11 protein-coding genes are annotated in these 15,439 nt (G+C 72.6%); 4 read left to right on the top strand and 7 right to left on the bottom strand.

Annotated elements, in window-relative coordinates; genetic code table 11:
- The first annotated feature begins 519 nt into the window (after positions 1–519).
- On the top strand, positions 520–1,452 hold the full coding sequence (locus tag WMF17_RS22450) for a formin (RefSeq protein ID WP_437651193.1): 933 nt from the start codon (positions 520–522) through the stop codon (positions 1,450–1,452).
- 319 nt (positions 1,453–1,771) lie between these two features.
- Here WMF17_RS22450 and WMF17_RS22445 read toward each other — a convergent pair whose 3' ends face one another.
- From WMF17_RS22445 to gatC, 7 genes are all read right to left on the bottom strand, one after another.
- Entirely contained in the window at positions 1,772–3,064 is a 1,293-nt protein-coding gene (locus tag WMF17_RS22445; protein WP_437651191.1) for a hemolysin family protein, read from the bottom strand.
- A 216-nt stretch (positions 3,065–3,280) separates the two neighbouring features.
- The gene (locus WMF17_RS22440) at positions 3,281–4,420 is read right to left on the bottom strand and encodes a tRNA pseudouridine synthase B (RefSeq protein ID WP_437651189.1); all 1,140 of its coding nucleotides are present in this window, start codon (positions 4,418–4,420) and stop codon (positions 3,281–3,283) included.
- Between the two features lie 29 nt (positions 4,421–4,449).
- A complete protein-coding gene (locus tag WMF17_RS22435; protein WP_437651187.1) occupies positions 4,450–5,709 on the bottom strand; it encodes a lysophospholipid acyltransferase family protein in 1,260 nt (419 codons plus the stop codon).
- Positions 5,710–5,729: 20 nt separating this feature from the next.
- A complete protein-coding gene (locus tag WMF17_RS22430) occupies positions 5,730–6,896 on the bottom strand; it encodes an NAD-dependent epimerase/dehydratase family protein (RefSeq protein ID WP_437604121.1) in 1,167 nt (388 codons plus the stop codon).
- 93 nt (positions 6,897–6,989) lie between these two features.
- Positions 6,990–7,586, bottom strand: coding sequence for a GNAT family N-acetyltransferase (locus WMF17_RS22425; RefSeq protein WP_437604120.1), 597 nt, complete (start codon positions 7,584–7,586; stop codon positions 6,990–6,992).
- Between the two features lie 16 nt (positions 7,587–7,602).
- Positions 7,603–9,150: an Asp-tRNA(Asn)/Glu-tRNA(Gln) amidotransferase subunit GatA gene (gene gatA / locus WMF17_RS22420; RefSeq protein WP_437651185.1), complete on the bottom strand. Its 1,548-nt coding sequence runs from the start codon at positions 9,148–9,150 to the stop codon at positions 7,603–7,605.
- A gap of 5 nt (positions 9,151–9,155) precedes the next feature.
- A complete protein-coding gene (gatC, locus tag WMF17_RS22415) occupies positions 9,156–9,467 on the bottom strand; it encodes an Asp-tRNA(Asn)/Glu-tRNA(Gln) amidotransferase subunit GatC (protein WP_020737093.1) in 312 nt (103 codons plus the stop codon).
- A gap of 185 nt (positions 9,468–9,652) precedes the next feature.
- Here gatC and WMF17_RS22410 point away from each other — a divergent pair, with 185 nt between their 5' ends.
- From WMF17_RS22410 to WMF17_RS22400, 3 genes are all read left to right on the top strand, one after another.
- Positions 9,653–12,457, top strand: a complete 2,805-nt coding sequence (locus WMF17_RS22410; RefSeq protein ID WP_437651183.1) for a hypothetical protein — start codon at positions 9,653–9,655, stop codon at positions 12,455–12,457.
- Between the two features lie 82 nt (positions 12,458–12,539).
- Positions 12,540–13,037, top strand: a complete 498-nt coding sequence (locus tag WMF17_RS22405; protein WP_437651181.1) for a hypothetical protein — start codon at positions 12,540–12,542, stop codon at positions 13,035–13,037.
- Positions 13,038–13,050: 13 nt separating this feature from the next.
- The gene (locus tag WMF17_RS22400) at positions 13,051–15,267 is read left to right on the top strand and encodes a PEGA domain-containing protein (protein ID WP_437651179.1); all 2,217 of its coding nucleotides are present in this window, start codon (positions 13,051–13,053) and stop codon (positions 15,265–15,267) included.
- Positions 15,268–15,439: the final 172 nt, after the last annotated feature.

The following is a 15,439-nucleotide window of genomic DNA, read 5'->3' as shown; positions in this document are numbered from 1 at the left end:
CGTTGACATTCCAGGCGGCGCGCCGCTAACGTGCGCGGCGGGTCGTCCTCTCGCCCGACGCTCCCGTTGTGTTGCTGATCTTTTCCTCCCCGCTCCCATGTCGGTCCGCTGGAGGCCGGCCCGTGTCACATCCTGTCGCCGCTCGCGCAGGAGCAGCTCCGGTTCGGGCCGCGGTGGGTCGGTTCCCTCGGGCGGGCTGGCGTTTTCAGGGCGAAGTGGTGCAGCGATCCCGTCCCCGAGGAGCCGATGGCTGAAGAAAAGAAGAAGAGCAAAATCGATCTGAAGGCTCGGCTTGGCAAAACGACGATAGGCGGGGCCCCGGGAGCGGCCGTCCCCCTTCCCGTGCCAGGCCCGCAGCCCGGATCGGGGCCGCCTCCCGACGGGAGCCCGCTCCCGGGCGGCATGCCCTCGCCGTATCCGAGCGCGCGTCCGCCCATGCCCTCCGTGGGAGGCATTGCGCCTCCGCCGGGCATCTCTCCGGGCATCCCGCTGCCTCCGTTCGCGCCGGCGCCGCGTCCCGTGATCCAGACGTCCCCGCCGAAGCCGACGGCGGCCGCGCAGACCATCAAGGTCGAGGTCGGCGAGGAGGTCGAGCAGGAGCGCCGGAAGGCCTCGAAGAGGACGGCGCTCTACGCGAGCCTCGCGGCGCTGCTCGGCATCGCCGTGGGCTTCGCGGTCGGCGGCACGAAGGAGCGCGGCGATCGCGCCAAGCTCGCTATCGAGGGCGCCGCGGCGCTCGAGAAGGACGTGCGGGCCGCGAACGCGAAGATGGAGGAGCTGACAAAGAAGCTCGAGGAGGGGGCCGCGAAGCTCTCGCAGAAGAGCTTCCCGGCAGAGCTGACGACCGAGCTCGGCGCGATCAACGTCCCGTTCGACGCCACCAACCTGGAGGGGAAGCAGATCGGCAGCCTTCCGGGCCGGGTGATGCGTCAGCTGCTCGCCTACACGACGTCGGTCCAGGATCTCAACAAGACCAAGGACAGCCTCAAGAACCTGCTCACGGCGGCGCAGAGCTCCGTCGAGAAATCGTGGAAGGAGCAGGACGAGCCCGTGGTGAACTTCTCGGTCGTCTTCCGCCGGGACGGCGACAAGACGCTGGCCGAGCTCGTTCCAAACAAGGCGCCGTTCCCGTTCGGCAAGGACTGGCCGGCGAAGTACGCGGTGACCCGTCTCGAGCGCACGCAGCAGGGCCTGAAGCCTGCCGAGAAGGAGGCCACCCGCTGGACCAAGGGCGACATCGCCGGCGGCGACCTGCAGGCCCTTCCGGTCGACCCTCAGTCCGTGGCCGCCTTCACGAGCGAGCAGATCGTCTTCAAGCTGCGCGGCGCGATGATCGACGTCCGCCAGCTGCTCGAGGGCAACAAGGAAAACCCCGCCACCGAGACGGCCGGCCTCATCAAAGAGGGCGACGATCTCGCGAACGAGCTCCGCAAAGTCTCCCTCGCCCGCTGAGCGACGCACGCCCGCTGCGGATACGGGCCCACCTCGGCGTTTTCGGTGCTCGGCGTACGAGAGTACGCCTGCGCGCCGAAAACGCCGATCTGGGCCCGTCTCCTGTGCGGGCGCGCGCCGCTCGGCCGTCGCAGAACGGAAGGCAACGCGCGGCGGTTGGTCGTCGCAGAGCGGAGGGCTGCGCGCGGCGGTCGGCCGTCGCAGAGCGGAGGGCTGCGCGCGGCGGTCGGCCGTCGCAGAGCGGAGGGCTGCGCGCGGCGCGCGACGAGCACCGCGGGCGGGGTAGCTCGGCAAGGGCTCGCGTGCGCGGGCGGCCGCTTCAGGCAGCGCCGCCGGCGCCCATGGCACGGGGGCGGACGATCTCCACCTTCCCGATGTGCCGCTCGTCGCTGTCCCGCACGATGAAGCGCAAGCCGAACTTGCTCACCGCCGTGCCCACCTCGGGCACCTTGCCCACGTGCTGCGTGAGCATGCCGCCGAGCGATTCGTACTTCCCCTCCCGGTCGAGCTCCGCTCCCAGGTACGCCGAGAGATCGCTCATCGACACCGCCGCGTCGGCGACCAGCCGGCCATCGCCGAGGTCCTGGATCGACGCCCCATCGTCCGTCTCGTCGTGCTCATCCCGGATGTCGCCGACGATCTCCTCGAGGACGTCTTCCAGGGTGACAATCCCAGACATCCCACCAAACTCGTCGACCACGATCGCAAGGTGCTGTCTCCGGCTCTTCATCTCCCTCAGCAGAGAGGAGAGCGGCTGCGACTCGGCGACGAAATTGGCAGGGCTCCGCGTGATCTCCCGGAGCGTCGTGTTCTTGAGACGGCGCTCCTCGAGGACCTTGAACATGTCCTTCGCGTAGAGAAGACCAGCGATGTTGTCGATCTGGTCCTTGTACACCGGATACCTGGAGTGCCCGCTCTCGGTCACGATCTCCAGCACCTTCTCGAGCGGAGTGGAGATCTCGATCGCCTCGACCTTGGAGCGCGGCACCATGACGTCCCGCGCCGTGCGATCGGCGAACTCGAGCACATTCCGGATCATCTCCGCCGGTTCTCGCCCGAAGAGGCCAGAGCGCTCGACCTCATCGACAAGGATCTCGACCTCGGCCTCGGCAACCCGCGGGTCCGAAGGCTGCTCCCCGTCCCGCTGCCCGAGCCGGGAGCCGATCCAGCCAAGCGGTATGGCGAGCGGCAGCATCGCGATCTCGAGAGGGCGCAAGAAGCGGACCGCCATCGATGCCGCCCGATCGGCGTGCTTGCGGCCCAGCGTCGAGCTGACCTCGTAAAGGGCCCCGCAGACGACGGCGGTGGTCGCCAGCTCGAGACCCAGGGCCGCCTCCGGGACGCTTCGCCGGAAGAAGAGGTCGAAGCAGGCGGCGGTCAGGCTGGTCGAGACGACCCAGCCGAGCAGGTAACGGGAGCGGAGCTTGGCGTCCTCTCGACGAATCCGCTCGTAGGCAGCCTTCGTGGGGCCCTTCGACTGCTCAATCAGCGCGCCGAGCCTCGTTGCGCTCAGCGTCGTCAGGGCGGTGTCGGCGCCGACGAACAGCGAGCCAAGTACAGCGGAGAGAACTGCAGCGCCGAGCGCTGGCAATGGAACGAAATCGGGACTCAAACCGAGACTCCTAACGGACGAATCGTAACGGAACAGGCGAGGGGAGCGCAACCGGACCGGGGCGCGAAATCTCGGGAGAGGACGGATCCACGCGCTCTCGGCGGTCTCGCTGCAGGGCGGACTCCCTGGCTCGACCCACAAGGCCGAGCTCGGCCAGTGACATGATCCGTGGATCTGCCGAAGTCCAGGGAATTGCCGTGCGTTACACTATTTCCATTACCTGGCAGAACTTCCACGGACATCCGCCCCCCCGGTGAAACCACGTAGGACGGAAAATCGGGTCGCGAGCAGCGCAGGTGAGCTCTCGGAAGCCTCGGCGCCGGTGCCCTCGGGGGCGCCCAGCGCAATGTCCGGCGCGCCCAGCGCAACGACGTGTCCGTCCGGGTCGAGCCATACGGCGGCGCCGGGATGCGCAGGAGCCATGGAGAAGTCGGACTCGGTGAGCGATTGTCCGAGGCGCGCGCGCCGGGTGCCGTCCTCGGTCAGGCGGGCGACGGGGAGGCTGGAAGCGGCTGCCTCGGCGAGCGGACGCAGGGCGGCGCGCAGCGCCTCGGCGCCGGCATCGAGAGGCACCGCCTGCGCCACCGTGAAGGCGCCGCTCGCGGTGCGGCGGAGGGCAGATAGATGTGCGGGCACGCCGAGGTGCGCGCCGAGATCGCCGGCGAGCGAGCGCACGTAGTAGCCCTTGCTCACTTCGAGCTCGAGATCGAGGGTGGCGGGCGCGGCGTCCGCGGCCGGCGTGCCGGGCCCGCCGCGCGAGGCGCCGGCGACCGCGAGCGACCGGACCTCGACGGTCCGCGCCGCGAGATCCACCGCCTGGCCGGCGCGCGCGAGGGCATAGCTGCGCTGCCCCGCGACCTTGATGGCCGAGTAGGCTGGCGGCGTCTGTTCCCGCCTCGCCCGCTCCGCGTCGAGCGCCGCCGCGATGCGCGGCGCCGCGCGCGCGACCGCCTCGGCGCCGGGGGCCACGCCGGCCCCGGCGAGCGCGCCGAGCTCGTCGTCGAGCCACGCCGGCAAGGGCTGCGCCGCCGTGATCTCCCCGTCCGCATCGAGGGTGTCCGTGCCGACGCCGAGGACGACGCGCGCCGTGTAGCGCTTGTCCTCCGCGGTCAGGTACGGGGCGAGCTTTGTGGCCTCACCGACGAGCACCACGAGGACGCCGGACGCCATCGGGTCCAGCGTCCCGGCATGCCCGATGCGCTTCACCCCGAGGATGCGGCGCAGCCGGGCCACGACGTCATGGCTCGTCGGTCCGCGCGGCTTGTCGATCACCAGCACGCCGTCGGGGCGTGGCCTGCCGGTCGTCGCCCGCTCGGGCTCAGGGGGCGGTGTCCCTTCCAGGGTGTGCTCGGGCATGGGTGGAGGAACCGTCTGCGCAGTCTGCTTCATCCGAACCAGATCGATTTCCGGGTGGCCAGGGTCTCGTCGAGGAGCCCCTGGATCGTGGCGCGTACCCGCTCGGCGAGGCGCTGCACAAGGATCTGGTCGTCCGCCGCCTCGGGGCCGTAGGCGTCGAACCGCACCGGCTCGGCCATGCGAATCTTCCACTTGGTGGGCGCAGGCACGAGGCCCAGCGGCCCGAGCGCAGGGAACGTCGGCGTGATGGGCAAGTACGGGATGCCGAGCGCGCGCGTGACGTGCTCGACCCGGTAAAGGAGCGGGTTCGTCTCCTCGGCCCCCACGATGGCGCAGGGCACGAGCGGCGTGCGCGTGCGCAGGCAGAGCCGGATGAACCCGCCGCGGCCGAACCGCTGGAGCTGGTACCGGTCCTTGTAGAGCTTCCCGCTGCCCTTGGCCCCCTCCGGGAACACCGCGACGAGCCGCTCGCCCGCGAGCAGCCGCTCGGCGTTCTCCTGGCAGGCCCGCACGGCGCCGAGCCGGTTCATGATCGTGCCGGCGAACGGCAGGTAGTACACGAAGTCGTCGGCCAGCCAGCGGAGCTCCCGATGCGCCGGGTGCTCCCGCCGCACCGCCGCCCGCAGCATGAGCCCGTCGTACGGGATGGGCCCGCCCGCGTGGTTCGACACAACGAGGCACCGCCCCTCGCTGGGGATGTGCTCGACGCCCTGGAGATCGATGCGGAAGTAGTGCCTGTACAGGAAGTCGAAGAGCGGCCTGTAGCGGGCCTCGTACTTGGGATCGAAGCCGAACTCGTCGACCTCCTCCGAGCGGCTGCGCAGGCCGGCGCGACCCCACTGCCGCAGGTAGAAATCGGTCGACAGGACGTCCCGCGCCGTCCCCGGCTCGGACGGCGGCGGCTCGCTGGCGTAGCTTTCGCGAGCCGCGGGCGCGTCGCCCTGGCGGGGGCCCCGCTGCGTCTCGGGCCCGCCGCGGCCCCCCTCGCTCGCGTCGTGCGGCTGGCCCCCGGCGAGCATGCTCTTGAGCCGCGTCTCGAGCTCCCGGATCTGACGCTCCAGCTCGTCGGCCGTCACCGGCACGACAGGGGCGTGCGCCTCGGACGACTGCATCTTTCGCCCGTCGGACGGCTCCGTCGGGCCGATCGGCGCCAGGTACCGGGTCTCCTCGTCCTCGACGTCGATGCTGGGCACGAGCTGCATCGACCCCGGCCGTTCGGAGCGCCCCCGCGCCGACGCCGTCGGCCCGTTCACTGCTCCCCTGCGCTCTCGATCGTGCTCCGTGCCCATGCTCTACCCCCCGAACCGCCTCACGCGGGTGTCTCCTGCAGGAGCCGCACGTCCCGCAGCCGCTGCGCGCTTGTGTAGTCGAGAAGCGCCTCGCGCGTGGAGTAGACCGGCCGGAACCCCATGACGCGCGCCGCCTTCTCGCCGTCCGCCACGCACACGTAGCGCAGGTAGCGCAGGAAGCTGGGCGGCGCGATCGCCGCGTGCGCAGCCCAGAGGGCAGCGACGAGCGGTCCGGCGGCGCTGTGCAGCACCGGGAAGGACGTCCGGCCCGCGAGGCGCACGATCGTGGAGACCGGCAGCACGCCGTCGCCAACGATGTTGAACGTTCCAGGGAAATCGCTGTCGATGGCGAGCTTGAAGGCGGCGATCGCGTCGACCTCGTGGATGAACTGCCACAGCGGGTCGAAGCCGAGCATGGTCATGACCAGCCGCCGCGCCAGGTACCGGGTGAGGTAGTTCTGGACGGTCGGACCGAGGATCGGCGCGGTCCGCAGGAGGGTGACGGTCGTGCCCTTGGCCTTCGCGCCGAAGGCGTTGAACTCCCGCTCGGCCGCCATCTTGTCCGCGAAGAAGCGCTCCTCCGGATCGGCGCGGAGCGGGTGCTTCTCCGTGAGGAAATTGGGGTTTGTCGGGTGTGCGCCGTAGAGGATCGTCTGGCTCCAGAGGATCAGCTTGCGCAGGCTCGCCTGGCGCGCGCCGTGGAGCAGGTGCATCGTGCCCACCGACTCGAGCTCGTGGGCCCAGGCGGTCGCCGGGGTCGGCGACGAGAGGAAGCCAAGGTGGACGAGCGTGTCCACCTGCTCGGCCGCGAGCACCTCGGCGACGTGCTCCCCGGATGCAGGCGCCGTCAGGTCGACCGTGTGCAAGCGCAGCTTGGAGCCGCCCGTGTCCGGCGGCTTGATGTCGATGGCCACCACGCGGGCGATGCGGGGATCCTCCTCGAGGATGCCAATGAGGTTGCGCCCGAGGAAGGACGCGGCGCCGGTGAGGGCGACGACCCGGCCCCTCGGGCCGGACGACGGTTGCCGGCTGACCGGCGCGGCCTCGACGGCCGCGAGCTCGCCCGGGCTGTTCGTCGCCGCGCCTGGGTCGGCGGCAGGCGCGGCGCGGTCTGCACCGCCGGCGGAGCTCCGCTCGGCAGGGTCGTCGTGGGCCGCAGCGTCGGGGTGCTCGGACGGGGGAGCCATGCGCGCGGGCGCGACACTACCTGGTCGGCCGGCGCGCGCAAGCGCAGCGCGACGGCCGCCGGGCCCGCCCGCGACGTCCGCGGGGCGGCGCGGTCACAGCATCCGGCGAAGGACCGGGTACGGCTCGAACGCGTTCACCTCGACGAATCCGTTCGTCGTGAACGCGGAGACGGGGCCGGTCCACAGCTCCTCGTCGCTCACCGGCTCCTTCGGACGGCGGGGCAGGGCCTCGAGGGCGCGCGCACCCCAGGCGGGCGCGAGCTCCACCGCGCCCGCGACGAGCGCCGTCGCGACGCCCTGCCGGCGATGGCCCGGGTGCACGACGGCGCAGCCGATCAGGAAGACGCCGGCGCGATCGCCCGCGAAGCACGGCAGCCCCCGGTACAGCCGGCGCTCGTAGGCCTTCGCCACGACCGCGGCGGGCGCGACCTTGAGCCACCCGACCACGTCCGAGACGTCCTTCGCGAGCGCCACGACGCCGCGCGCCTCGTCGCTGCGTGCGGCGAGCGCCTCGGCGAACTCCCGGCGGTTCTCGCCCTGGCCGTCCGAGCACCGCGCGAGCCACTCGTTGTTTGTGCCCCCGAAGTGGTAGTAGCGGCAGTAGCAGGGCGTGCCGGCGGCCTCGAAGAGCGCCTCGAGCCCGGCCAGGTGCTCGGGGCCGGCCGCCGCCACCGCGATCGCGGAGCTCACCTTCGCGCTCCCTTCCTCATGCGATCGACACGCGCGCGCGCAGCCCGCGCACCGGAGAGATCTGCTCCCACGCGTAGGCCGCCCTGCAGAGCCGCGCCTCCTCCAGCGCAGGGCCGATGAGCTGCAGGCCGACGGGCAGCGCAGGCCCGCCGTCGGGCGCCGGCGCGGTCGCGCACGGGACGCTGATCGCGGGCAGGCCCGCCATGCTCGCGGGCAGCGTGTAGACGTCGGCCAGGTACATCGAGAGCGGGTCGTCGACGCGCTCCCCGAGCCGGAACGCGACCGTCGGCGAGACCGGCGCCGCGATGAGGTCGACCTCGCGGAAGGCCTCGTCGAAGTCGCGCCGGATCAGCGTCCTGACCTTCTGCGCGCGCAGGTAGTACGCGTCGTAGTAGCCCGCGGAGAGCACGTACGTGCCGAGCAGGATGCGCCGCTTCACCTCCCGGCCGAACCCCTCGCCGCGCGTGCTGCCGTAGAGGCCCTGGAGGTCCGCCTTCCCGCCGCGCTCGCCGTCCACGCGCAGCCCGAAGCGCACGCCGTCGAAGCGCGCCAGGTTGGACGACGCCTCGGCGGTCGCCACGATGTAGTAGGCCGCCACGGCGTAGCGCGTGTGCGGCAGGTGCACGGGCCTGATCTCGCAGCCGAGCCCGCGCAGGCCCTCGATCGCCTCCCGCACCTTCGCCTCGACCTGCGGATCGATGCCCTTCGCGAAGTACTCCTCGGGCACGCCGATGCGCAGGCCCGCGACGTCGCGGCCGCACGCGGCCTCGTAGGCGCCCACCGGCGCGTCGAGGCTCGTCGCGTCGCGCGGATCGCGGCCCGAGATCACCTCGAGCAGGCGCGCGGCGCCCTTCACGTCCTGCGCGAACGGCCCGATCTGGTCGAGGCTCGAGGCGAAGGCGATGAGGCCGTAGCGAGAGACGCGGCCGTACGTCGGCTTGATGCCGACGACGCCGGTGAGGCTCGCCGGCTGCCGGATGGAGCCGCCCGTGTCCGAGCCGAGCGAGCCGGGCGTCATCCCCGCCGCCACCGCGACCGCGCTGCCGCCGGACGACCCGCCGGGGATGCGCGTCGGGTCCCACGGGTTCTTCACCGGGCCGAAGGCGCTGTTCTCGTTCGACGAGCCCATCGCGAACTCGTCCATGTTGCACTTGCCCGGCAGGATCGCGCCGGCTTCGCGCAGGCGGGCGACGACCGTGGCGTCGTACGGCGGGCGATACCCGCGCGACGGGTCAGGCGCCTTCGACGAGCCGCCCGCCGCCGCCCGCGTGAGGATCTTCGAGCCGGCGGTCGTCGGCGCGCCCTCGGTGCAGAGCGCGTCCTTGAGCCCGACCGGCACGCCGGCGAGCGGGCCGAGCGCATCGCCGCGCGCGCGCCTCGCGTCGAGGGCGCGCGCGGCCTCGAGGGCCTGCTCGCCCTGCAGGGTGAGGAACGCGCCGAGCCCGCCGTCGCGCTGCTCGATGCGCGCGAGCGCGGCCCGGGCCACCTCCTCGGCGCTCACCTCGCCGCGCTGCACGAGCGCCGCGAGCTCCGGGATGGATCGATCGAGGATCGCTGTGCTCATCGGCCTCACCCCTCGTCCACGAAGGCCGGCACGGCGAACCCGTCGTCCTCGACCCGCGGCGCCTCCCGCAGGGCCACCTCGCGCGGCAGGCTCGGCGCCTCCTCGTCGGCGCGGAGCGGCAGCCGCTCGATCTGCACGTGCGCCGTCGGCGGCACCGCCGAGACGTCGAGCTCCTCGAGCTGCCGGACGTAGCTGAGGATGTTGCCGAGATCACCGGTGAGGCGCTCCATTTCCTCAGCGGAGAGGTCGAGGTGGGCGAGGCGCGCTATCGTCAGCGCCTCATCGCGGCGGAGAGGGGGCGAGTCAGCGTTCGACATGGCGAGCGCCCGATGTAGCACCGCCGGTTCGGCGGACGCTAGAGCCGGCCGCATGGAGGGCTGCCCGACGCGCGCCCCCCGAATCTGGCCGCGGTACAAAAACGGTGATAACGGCGGGCTCGCGCGCGCCTGGTCGTTCTCGGCCGCTCGGGCAGGAGCCCCGGCCCGCCGCGCGTTGTTGGCGAATGCTGTCCCCGAAAACGCCCTCCCTGCGCCGCGAGCGCATCGGCATCATCGTCCTCTGCATGGCCGCGGCCGTGGCGATGTCGCCGGACGTGGGCGGCGGCGCTCGAGATCGCTCGGCCGCGCTCGCCGAGGAGCTCTCGGAGCAGGGCATCACCGCGGCGTCCGGCGACGTGGTCTGGGTGGACCCGCCGCGCGGCGGCTTCCGCCCGCTCGGCATCAGCGCGCGCGCCGTCGCGCGCGGCGCGCGCGCTGACGCCGACCGCGGGGAGCCCACCGACCTCTACCTCGTCGACACGAGGCTCTCGCCCGAGGGCGTCCTGCTCGACGTCTCGGGGATCCACAACCTCACGGAGACGAGCGGCGCGGACGAGTCGAAGCCCGTGCTCCGCCGCGACGCGCTGGCGTACATCTCGCGCCCGCTGATCGAGGCCGCGTCGCCCACGGTGCACGTGCTCGATCTCGGCGGACGGGAGCTCCCGGGCGGCGCCGACTGGCCCCTCGTCGAGCGGCTCCAGCTCGCCCTCACGAACTGGCAGACGACCGGCCGGCTGCGCGGGATCGGCCGGCGGACGTTCGCGATCGACCCCGCCCCCGCCGAGGACCTCGCCGTCGGCGATCCCGGCGCGGAAGATCCCGGCGCCGCGGAGCCCGACGGGGGCAGCCGACGCGCCCCGAACGCGGGCGACGTCGCGATCGCCCTGGAGGACGACAGCGCGGTCGTCGTCCGCGCGGCCGGCCGCGAGGCGCGCCTGCCCCTGCACGGCGCGGACGCGCCGCTGCCCGCGTGGATCCGCGCCGAGGCGTTCGAGACGGCGCGGCCGGGGAACTTCGTCACCTGGGCGGTCGACCGGGTGCGCTTCTTGATCGGCGACGCCGCGATGCAGACGGTCAAGGCCGTGGCGTTCACGGCGCTCGATTTCATCCTCCGCAACAAGGAGGCGGTGACGGGCGACACGGGCGCCGAGGACATCGCCTCGGACCTCGGCAAGAGCGCGCTGGATCCGCCCGTCCGCCAGAGCCCGATCGATCCCGAGATCGGCTGGCCGCCCTCGCCGCTCGATCCGTGGGTGACGCCGGCGCTGCCCGGGGAGGGGCAGTGGAACCCGCAGGGCGGCGACGCCTTCGTGCGCAAGCTCGACGGGCTCCCGCCGGCGTTCATGACCACGTATATCCGGGCGGATCGCTCGCGCAAGGCGACGCGCGTCTACGTCGCGCTCTGGGACCCGCGGCAGGTGGAGCTGCACATGATGGCGGGCAGGGTGGAGCCCAAGGGCGCGACGGGCGAGGCGGGGCCCGGGCTCATCCCGCGCACGCCCGAGGTCATGAAGCGCGTGGTCGCGGCGTCGAACGCGGGCTTCCAGGCGATGCACGGCGAGTTCGGCATGATGGCCGACGGGGTGGTGTACCTGCCGCCGAAGCCGTACGCCGCGACCGTGGCCGTCCGGCGCGACGGCAGCACCGTCTTCGGGACCTGGTCGGAGGACGAGACGATCCCCGAGTGGATGCTCTCGTTCCGTCAGAACATGACGGTCATGGTCCAGGACGAGAAGTGGAATCCGTTCGGACGGACGTGGTGGGGGGGCACGCCGCCCGGCTGGGCCGACAAGACGCACACGGTGAGGACCGGCATCTGCCTGACCCGGGAGCGCTTCGTCGCGTATTTCTACGGCGCCGACGTGAGCCCGGAGGCCCTGTCCCGGGCGATGATCCAGGCCCGCTGCGCCTACGGGATCGCGCTCGACATGAACGCGGGCCACAGCGGGCTCGAGTTCTACCATGTGGCGCCGAGCGGCGAGCTGCCCGCGCTGGGGCGCCCGCTCCAGGGCGAATGGGAGGCGGAGGGCGAGGTCTCGGGGCTCTCGGGCTACCGGTTCCGCGGCCGCCGGCTCATCCGCGGCATGGGCCTGATGAATTTTCCCCGCTACATCCGGCGGGAGGCGCGCGACTTCTTCTACATGACGCTGCGGCACCTCCTGCCGGGGCCGCCGCTCGCCCCGCGCGCCGCGCCGGCCGAGGCGGGGGAGGGCATCTGGCGCACCCAGGGGCTCCCGCAGCACGGCTTCCCGTACGCGGTGGCGACCACCGAGCTCCGCCCCGACCCCGCGCGGCCCGACGTGCGGCTGCGGGTGCTCAAGGTCGATCCGCGGACCGTCGTGGCCACACCGCTGGGCGAGCCCGGGGCGCCCCCGCCGGCCGGGACGGGCGCGGCCGTGGCGGTGCTCGGCGACGGAGACGGCGGCGCGGCGCCCGGCGCGGGCCGGGGCGCGGCGTCGAGCCTGTGGCATTCGGCCGGGGCCTTCTCTGCCTCGCCGACCCCCCCGGTCCGCGGCGCGGTCCGGATCGCGACGGGGGCTGACGGCAGCGCGGGGGCCGTGGCTGCTCTCGGCGTCAACGACGAGGACGGGATGCTGATCTACGTCGAGCGGGTGGCGGCCGGCCCGTCCAGCGCACCGGCCGCCGCGCTGTCGCCGGACGCCTCGGCGCCGCCCCCGACGCCCGTGGACCGGCGCGACGCGAAGCTCCTTCAGGACTTCCTGGCGCGGCTCGGGTGCTCCTCGCGGATCTACCTCTCCCGGCCGCTCTCGGTGGCCCTCGGCGGCGATACAGATCTCTCCGGCGCCGCGGTTCACCCGCCCTCGGGCCCGCGCGTCGTCCGGCTGACGCGCGCCGAGGCGCCCGGTGCAGGCAGGATGTTCGAATCCACACCGATCGTTCCGCACAGCGTCTGGTATCCGCTCCAGCAGAAGCGAGTGCGATACTTCAAAAAGCCGAAGAGAGAGGAAACGACGGACGGAGACCCCTGAGCGTGGGCGCGCCCGGATCCTCTCCTGGGATGCAGTAGGTGCTTGTGCGCCGGCGGTCCGAGGGACTAGAAAAAGGTCGTCGGTGCACCGTTTGCAGTCCTTCGGAGCTTGCGACCTCTCGGCGCGGATCGGCGTGGGCTCGCTGGCGGAGGTCGCGCGCGCGACGTGCCGGGAGCGCGAGCGCGCCATCGTGTCGAGGCGTGCGGTCGCATCGTTGCGCGCGATCGCGAGCGGCGCGCGATCGGTCCACGTCGCGCTGGGCATCTGTTTCCGGACGATGACAGCAGGCAAGCGCTTGTCCGAGGCCTCGAGCGCCGCGGACGTGATGGGGCGTTTCGCCGGTCGCGACGCGCTGGATCCGCGCGAGATCGCGGTGCATGCGCCGTGGCTCGGGCGCCGGCATCCCCGCGATGGTGCTCGCGAAATTACCGGACCAGCGGTACGCTTCAGCGGGTCAGGTTTGCGCAGGGCTCTCCGCGCGCGCCCGCGCCGAGGGCCTGCTGTTCCATGTCACGCTCATCGCGCGGAGCCTGCGCGATCGTTTCCCGGAAGCCGCGGCGAACTGCGCCGCATGTCGTGAGGAGTTCTCGAACATGGCGGATAACAAGGGCGGCAGCGATCTGGACGTATTCGAGGGGCTCGCGAAGAAGTCGTCACGCCCCACGACCCCCGCTCTCGTGCCCCCCTCGCCGCCGACGCGGCACCGCACCCTCGTCGGCGGGGTCGGCGCGCTGCAGCCGCCTCCCAACAACCATGCGATGACGCTCCCTGGGGGAATGGCCTCTCCGCTGCCGCCGCCGCCGGTGACGGCGAAGGGGATCAGTCCCGGCTCGTTGCCGCCGCCGCCGGTGCTGCCGAAGGGGACCAGTCCCGGCTCGTTGCCGCCGCCGGTGCCGAAGGGGACCAGTCCCGGCTCGTTGCCGCCGCCGATGCCGAAGGGGACCAGTCCCGGCTCGTTGCCGCCGCCGATGCCGAAGGGGACCAGTCCCGGCTCGTTGCCGCCGCCGATGCCGAAGGGGACCAGTCCCGGCTCGCGGCCGCCGCCGGTGATGCCGAAGGGGACCAGTCCCGGCTCGCTGCCGCCGCCGGTGATGCCGAAGGGGACCAGTCCCGGCTCGCTGCCGCCGCCGATGCCCCCCTCGGTCAAGCCGGGCGCTCTGCCGTCCGTGGTGCCGCGTCGCTCGCGGCAGCCGTCTCTGCCCGCGATCGCCGCCCCGGCCCTGCCGTCGAAGAGCCCTCTGCCGCCGGCGCCGACCAGCGCGCTGCCCCCGGTGGTCCCTCCGCCGGTGCGGGCGCCGTCGGTGATGCCGCCGCAGAAGGCGGCTGAAGAAGCGAAGCCTCGCTCGGGCAAGGGCGCTGCCGTCGACATGAACTGGGACGACGATGAAGAGTCGACCCACGTCTACGACCGGCAGGGGAGCGACAGCATGCCCGGGCGGACGACCCCGCTGCCGGCGGGGGGCATGCCGGCGATCCCGAAGGCGGCCGCGGCGCTGCTCGCGAGCTCCGGCGGCGCGGCGCCGGCCGCGAAGGCGCGCACCCCCATCCCGACGCCGCCGCCGATCCCGAGCGCCCCGCCGGCGCCTCCGATGCCGGACATCGGCCACCGCCCGCTGTCGCGCAACAACGACGAGCCGACGGCGATCCGCCCCCGCCCCGCGATGCAGCAGGGGGCCGGCAAGGCGGGCGTGCTCCTCGGCGGCCTCGCGCTGGTGGCCGTGCTGATCCTGGCCGTGCTCCTGCTGGTGCCGAAGAAAGGCGCGCTCAACATCGACCTGAAGACCCCGGGCGGCGCCTCCGTCGCGCGGGCCGAGATCTTCATCGACGGCCAGAAGCGCTGCGACACCGTGCCTTGCATCGTGCGCGAGCTCGATCCCGGCTCGAAGGCGGTCAAGATCCTCGCCCCCGACTTCCCGCCGCGCGATGCCGTCGAGATCGTGGAGGGCGGCAAGGAGAAGGTCATCGTGATCACGCTCGACGGCGCGAACGCGGCGGGGACTTCGACCAACGCGTCGACGACGACCGGCGTGAAGGCGTCGGGCGCGCAGCCCGGCGTGAAGGTCCTCGTCGACGGCGTGGAGAAAGGCACGCTGCCGCTCGAGGTCAGCGTATCGCCGGGGGAGCACAAGATCCGCTTCGACGGCGGCGAGCGCTACGAGCCCGTGGAGCAGACGGTCGAGGTCGGTCAGGGCCAGATGAAGGACCTCGGCGCCGTCGCGCTCAAGGTGCTGAAGGGGCAGGTCACGCTCGATCTCGCCACGTCGGGGGCCTCGGTCAAGCTGGTGAGCGCCAAGGGGACGGAGAAGAAGCTGCCGGATTCGGCCTGGAAGAAGCCGCCCGTCAAGGTGGAGGTCAATCCGTCGGAGGGCTGGAAGGTCGTCGCGGCGAAGAGGGGGTACGAGGACTTTTCCCAGGCGATCTCGTTCGAGGACGGGCAGCCCGAGAAGACGATCCGGATCGCGCTCGACGAGGCGAGCAAGCCCGCGCCGGCCGCCGCCGTCGCCGCGGCACCCGCGCCGGATCCTGCGCCTGCGCCTGCCCCGGCGGCGGCCGCAGCGCCGAGGTCGGAGGCGGCCGCTGCGGCTGCGCCCGCGGCCGCCGCTGGCAACGCGACCCTGAACATCAACTCGATCCCGGTCTCGAAGGTGGTCCTCAACGGGCGGCCGCTGGGGAGCACGCCCAAGGTCGGCGTCAGCGTCCCCGCGGGGGCGCACACGGTGACGTTCATCCATTCGGAGCTCGGGAAGAAGTCGGTCACCGTCTCCGTGAAGGCCGGCGAGACAAAGACCGCGGCCGTCAGGTTCGAGTGACGCGACGCCAGGGACATGGGGAGAGGGAGAACCTCTCTTGAGCGTCCCTGGCGCTCCGTTCATCGTGGCGGCCTCGCTCTTCGCGCCGATTCGAGCGCTTCTCGAGGCGGCTCGATGCTGGAGGCGCGAACCCCGGGCGGGTCCGTCGCTGTTCGAGCGTCCGGCGCGGTGC

This window comes from Sorangium sp. So ce362, from assembly GCF_051519845.1.
Taxonomy (GTDB): Bacteria; Myxococcota_A; Polyangia; order Polyangiales; family Polyangiaceae; genus Sorangium.
Note: the sequence above shows the minus strand (reverse complement) of the source record. Positions and strands in the feature narration are given on the sequence as shown.